Raw genomic sequence first — 3,700 nt, 5'->3', positions numbered from 1 at the left:
CCCATGTATACTGGGGCGGTGCTGTTCATGATCGGGATCGGGCTATTGCTGGGATCGTGGTGGGGAACGGGAATCTCACTGATCTTCGTCCTCCTTTTTGGCATCCGCACCCGCATCGAGGAACATACGCTGACGACCGGACTGCCTGACTATGCCGATTACGCGGCGCGGGTACGTTATCGCCTCGTGCCTGGATTGTGGTGAGGACAATGGCCGAGAGCAAAACCCTGACCGGCGGCTGCCATTGCGGCCTGGTGCGTTTCGAATGCACCACCGATCTTGCGATGGTGACCGCGTGCAACTGCTCGATCTGCACCAAGCGCGGTTTGCATTTCGCGTTTCTGCCGCCGGCGAGCTTTCAGCTCCGCGCCGGCGAAGACAACTTGCGGGAATATCTCTTCAACAAGCACGCGATCCGTCATCAGTCCTGCAACGATTGCGGCGTCGAGGTATTTGCGCTTGGCAGCAAGCCCGACGGGACCGAGGTCGTGGCGGTCAATGTCAGCTGCATCGACGGCATCGACCTTGCCAGCCTGAAGATGACGCCAATCGACGGCCGAAGCCGGTAGCTCCCTCCCTAGACGTCCAGCGCCTTGTAGTGCCGGAAGATGCCGTCCTCATTGAAGGGAATCCGGCGCTCGCTTGAAAGATACGCCGCGATCTTCGGGCGGGCGGCGATGCGGTCGTGCAGCTGGCAAAGCAAGGGAATCTTGCGCTCAAAAGCCTTCATCCGCTTCGGAAAGGCGTATCGCAATCCCTCCACAAGCTGAAACAACGACAGATCGACATAGGTAAGCTTGCGCCCGGTGACGTAATGACCGGCGCCGCCGTCGAGCAGCCGTTCGAAATAGCCGAGATATTTCGGCACGCGTTCGTGCCAGAATTCCTGCGTGCGCTTTTTCGCCTCGCTCTTTTGATCCTCATAATAAAGCGACGGACCGAGCGGATGGTGCGTGTCGTGCACTTCCAGCACGAAGTCCGTGATCGTCAATTGCAATTGATGCACCCACAGCCTGCCGGCCTCGGCTCTCGGCGCGAGGCCATGGCGCGCGCCGAGATAGAGCAGGATATTGGCGGTTTGCCCGATCACGGTTTTGCCGGCCTTGAGGAAGGGCGGCGCGAAAGGCGGCGTGCCGTTGCCCGCTTCCATCATCCGCATCATGACGGGGACGCCGCGCTGCCGTGCGACATCGAGATAATCGGCCCCGGCCTCTTCCAGCGCGAGACGGACATATTCGCCGCGGCCCTGGATCGAGGGCCAGTAATAGAGTTCGTATCGCATCGACGATCCTTTCTGCTTAACGAGCCGTTAAAGCACCCTGTAGCTGCGCGGATTGTCAGCAACAACGCCGGTCTTTCGGTGGTGTTTCTTACAAAATTTCAACGCTATTTCGCAACGTGCGCCGCTCCCGGCGGATTCCCGCCGCCAAACCGTTCCCAATTAACTTGGGCGCTCTACGGTAGCGGCATAGGGAAACATCATGCTCCATTCCGCCGCTTACGCCTTTGTTTATCAACAGATACTGGTCCTGCTGGCGGGCTGCGTCTGCCTGTTCGGCACCTGGGTCGGCATGCGCCACTTCGCCCGCGCCCGCTCAACCGAAGGCGCGACCCGCCACGGCTGGCTGTTCATGGCTTCCGTCGGCACCGGCGCCGCCTTGTGGGCCTCGACCTTCATCTCGATTCTCGCGCTCGACCCGTTGCTCTCCAGCGGCTTCGAACCGCTGGCGACCGGTGCGGTGCTGATAACAGCCGTGCTCGCCTGCCTTGTTGGTTTTGAAATCGGCAGCCGCCATTTCACGCTGGCGCCCGAGGTCGGCGGCCTCGTGATGGGCGTCGGCATCTTCGCCATGCACTTCATCGCGCTCAAGGGATGGCATATTCAGGGCAGTTTCGAATGGAATGGCTATGGCATGGCCATGACGCTGGTGCTCGGACTTGGCTTGAGCGCGCTTGCCGTCAATCGCGCCAACCGCCCGGTCACGCGCTGGTGCCGCCATGGCGCGGCCATCGTGCTCACCTTCATGATCTGCGCCATGCATTACGCTCTCACGATGGCGACGTCGGCGATGGCGGACACCTCGATCGTGCTGCCGGCGGGCCTGCTGCCGGCGAATCTGCTCGCCGTCGCCGTGGTCGGCGCGGTTCTCCTTGTGATGGGGAGCGGCTTTTCGACCTACATCATCGACCTGCGCTCGCGAACCGAATCGGCCGACCGCATTCACCAGTTGTCGTTCAACGACACCATGACCGGCCTGCCCAACCGTATCGCCTTCAACGAGCGGCTCGCCTTCGATGCTTCCGAGGCCCATGAAAAGGCCCACAAGCTCGCCGCGTTTTCGATCGACCTCGATGGCTTCAAGGACATCAACGACCTCTACGGCCACGGCGCCGGCGATCTGCTCCTCATCGACGTGGCCGAGCGCATGCGCAAACAGCTTGCTCCGGGCGAATTTCTGGCGCGCCAAAGCGGCGACGAATTCCTGGCGCTGACGACGTCGGGCAATCACCCGCATGACGCCCACGCCTTCGCCGGGCGACTCTCGCGGGCCTTTGCCGAGCCGTTTTCGGTGCAGGGCAACCCCGTCACCCTCACCGCCTCGATCGGCTTCTCGATCTTTCCGACCGATACGCCGGAACGCGATCAACTGCTGAGCAATGCCAAGCTCGCGATGCACCGCGGCAAGAGCAAGCAATGCGGTTCGATCTGCGTGTACAGCCCGGAAATGGACGACAGCGCCCGCAAGCGCCGCGCGCTCGCCCGCGATCTCGACCACGCCACCGAACGTCAGGAATTGATGCTGTATTACCAGCTCCAGATGACGCTGGACGACGGCAGGATCTGCGGCGCCGAGGCCTTGATGCGATGGAAGCATCCGAAGCTCGGCATGATTTCGCCGGCGGAATTCATTCCGCTCGCCGAAGAAACCGAGGCGATCTACGAAATGGGCGAATGGGCGCTGCGCGCCGCTTGCCGCGACGCCGCCGAAGGCAAGATCCCCGGAACCGTCGCCGTCAACCTGTCACCGGTCCAGTTCGGCCGCGAGGACCTCGCCGAGATGATCCACGGCATTCTCCTGGAAACCGGATTGCCGCCGGCGCGTCTCGAGGTCGAGGTCACGGAATCGACCATCATGTCCGACCAGAGCCGGGGCTTGCACATCCTGCGCAAGCTGAAAGCCATGGGGATTTCGGTCGCGATGGACGACTTCGGCACGGGATACTCGTCGCTGGCGACGCTGCACGCCTTCCCGTTCGACAAGATCAAGCTCGACCAGTCCTTCGTCAAACGATTGCCGCACGATGCCGCCGCGGCCGCCATCGTCCGCACCGTGCTGGCGCTCGGCGAAAGCTTGCGCATGCCGGTTCTCGCCGAGGGCATCGAGACCGAGCCGCAATGGGAATTTCTGGCGCGCGCAGGCTGCGCCAAGGGCCAGGGCTACCTGTTCGCCAAACCGGTGGCCGTGGCGCAACTGCCCGCCGCGATCGCTGCCGCCGCGCAGTTTGCGCGCGACGAGGTCCCACTCGTCCACGATATGCGCGAGACGGTTGCGGCGTAGTCTGACTTGAGGCTCAATCGACCGAGGTTAAGACAACCTCGAGCCACGACCGGCTAAAGCTGTCCACCAAACTTGTACGACGCCTGGACGAAACCGCCGTAGCGCTCCGTACTCACCGGCAATCCCTGGCAGGGACACGG

General features: G+C 62.5%; 4 protein-coding genes. 3 read left to right on the top strand and 1 reads right to left on the bottom strand.

Translation table 11 applies throughout. The features are described 5' to 3' along the window. Both WB528_RS09670 and WB528_RS09665 read left to right on the top strand, forming a co-directional pair. Positions 1–204: methyltransferase family protein (locus tag WB528_RS09670; RefSeq protein WP_423888198.1), on the top strand; the 204-nt coding region annotated here is incomplete at its 5' end. A 5-nt stretch (positions 205–209) separates the two neighbouring features. Continuing rightward, the gene (locus WB528_RS09665) at positions 210–569 is read left to right on the top strand and encodes a GFA family protein (RefSeq protein WP_423888197.1); all 360 of its coding nucleotides are present in this window, start codon (positions 210–212) and stop codon (positions 567–569) included. 8 nt (positions 570–577) lie between these two features. On the opposite strand, the gene WB528_RS09660 is transcribed toward WB528_RS09665, so the two are convergent. Further along, entirely contained in the window at positions 578–1,282 is a 705-nt protein-coding gene (locus WB528_RS09660) for a glutathione S-transferase (RefSeq protein WP_423888196.1), read from the bottom strand. A 199-nt stretch (positions 1,283–1,481) separates the two neighbouring features. Between WB528_RS09660 and WB528_RS09655 the strand changes: the two genes are divergently transcribed. Next, complete coding sequence (locus tag WB528_RS09655; protein ID WP_423888195.1) at positions 1,482–3,560, top strand: putative bifunctional diguanylate cyclase/phosphodiesterase; 2,079 nt, start codon at positions 1,482–1,484, stop codon at positions 3,558–3,560. Positions 3,561–3,700: the final 140 nt, after the last annotated feature.

The sequence above is a fragment of the Bradyrhizobium sp. genome (genome assembly GCF_049586575.1).
GTDB lineage: Bacteria > Pseudomonadota > Alphaproteobacteria > Rhizobiales > Xanthobacteraceae > Bradyrhizobium.
The sequence above is the reverse complement of the archived record's forward strand: the minus strand, read 5'-3'. Positions and strand labels throughout refer to the sequence as shown.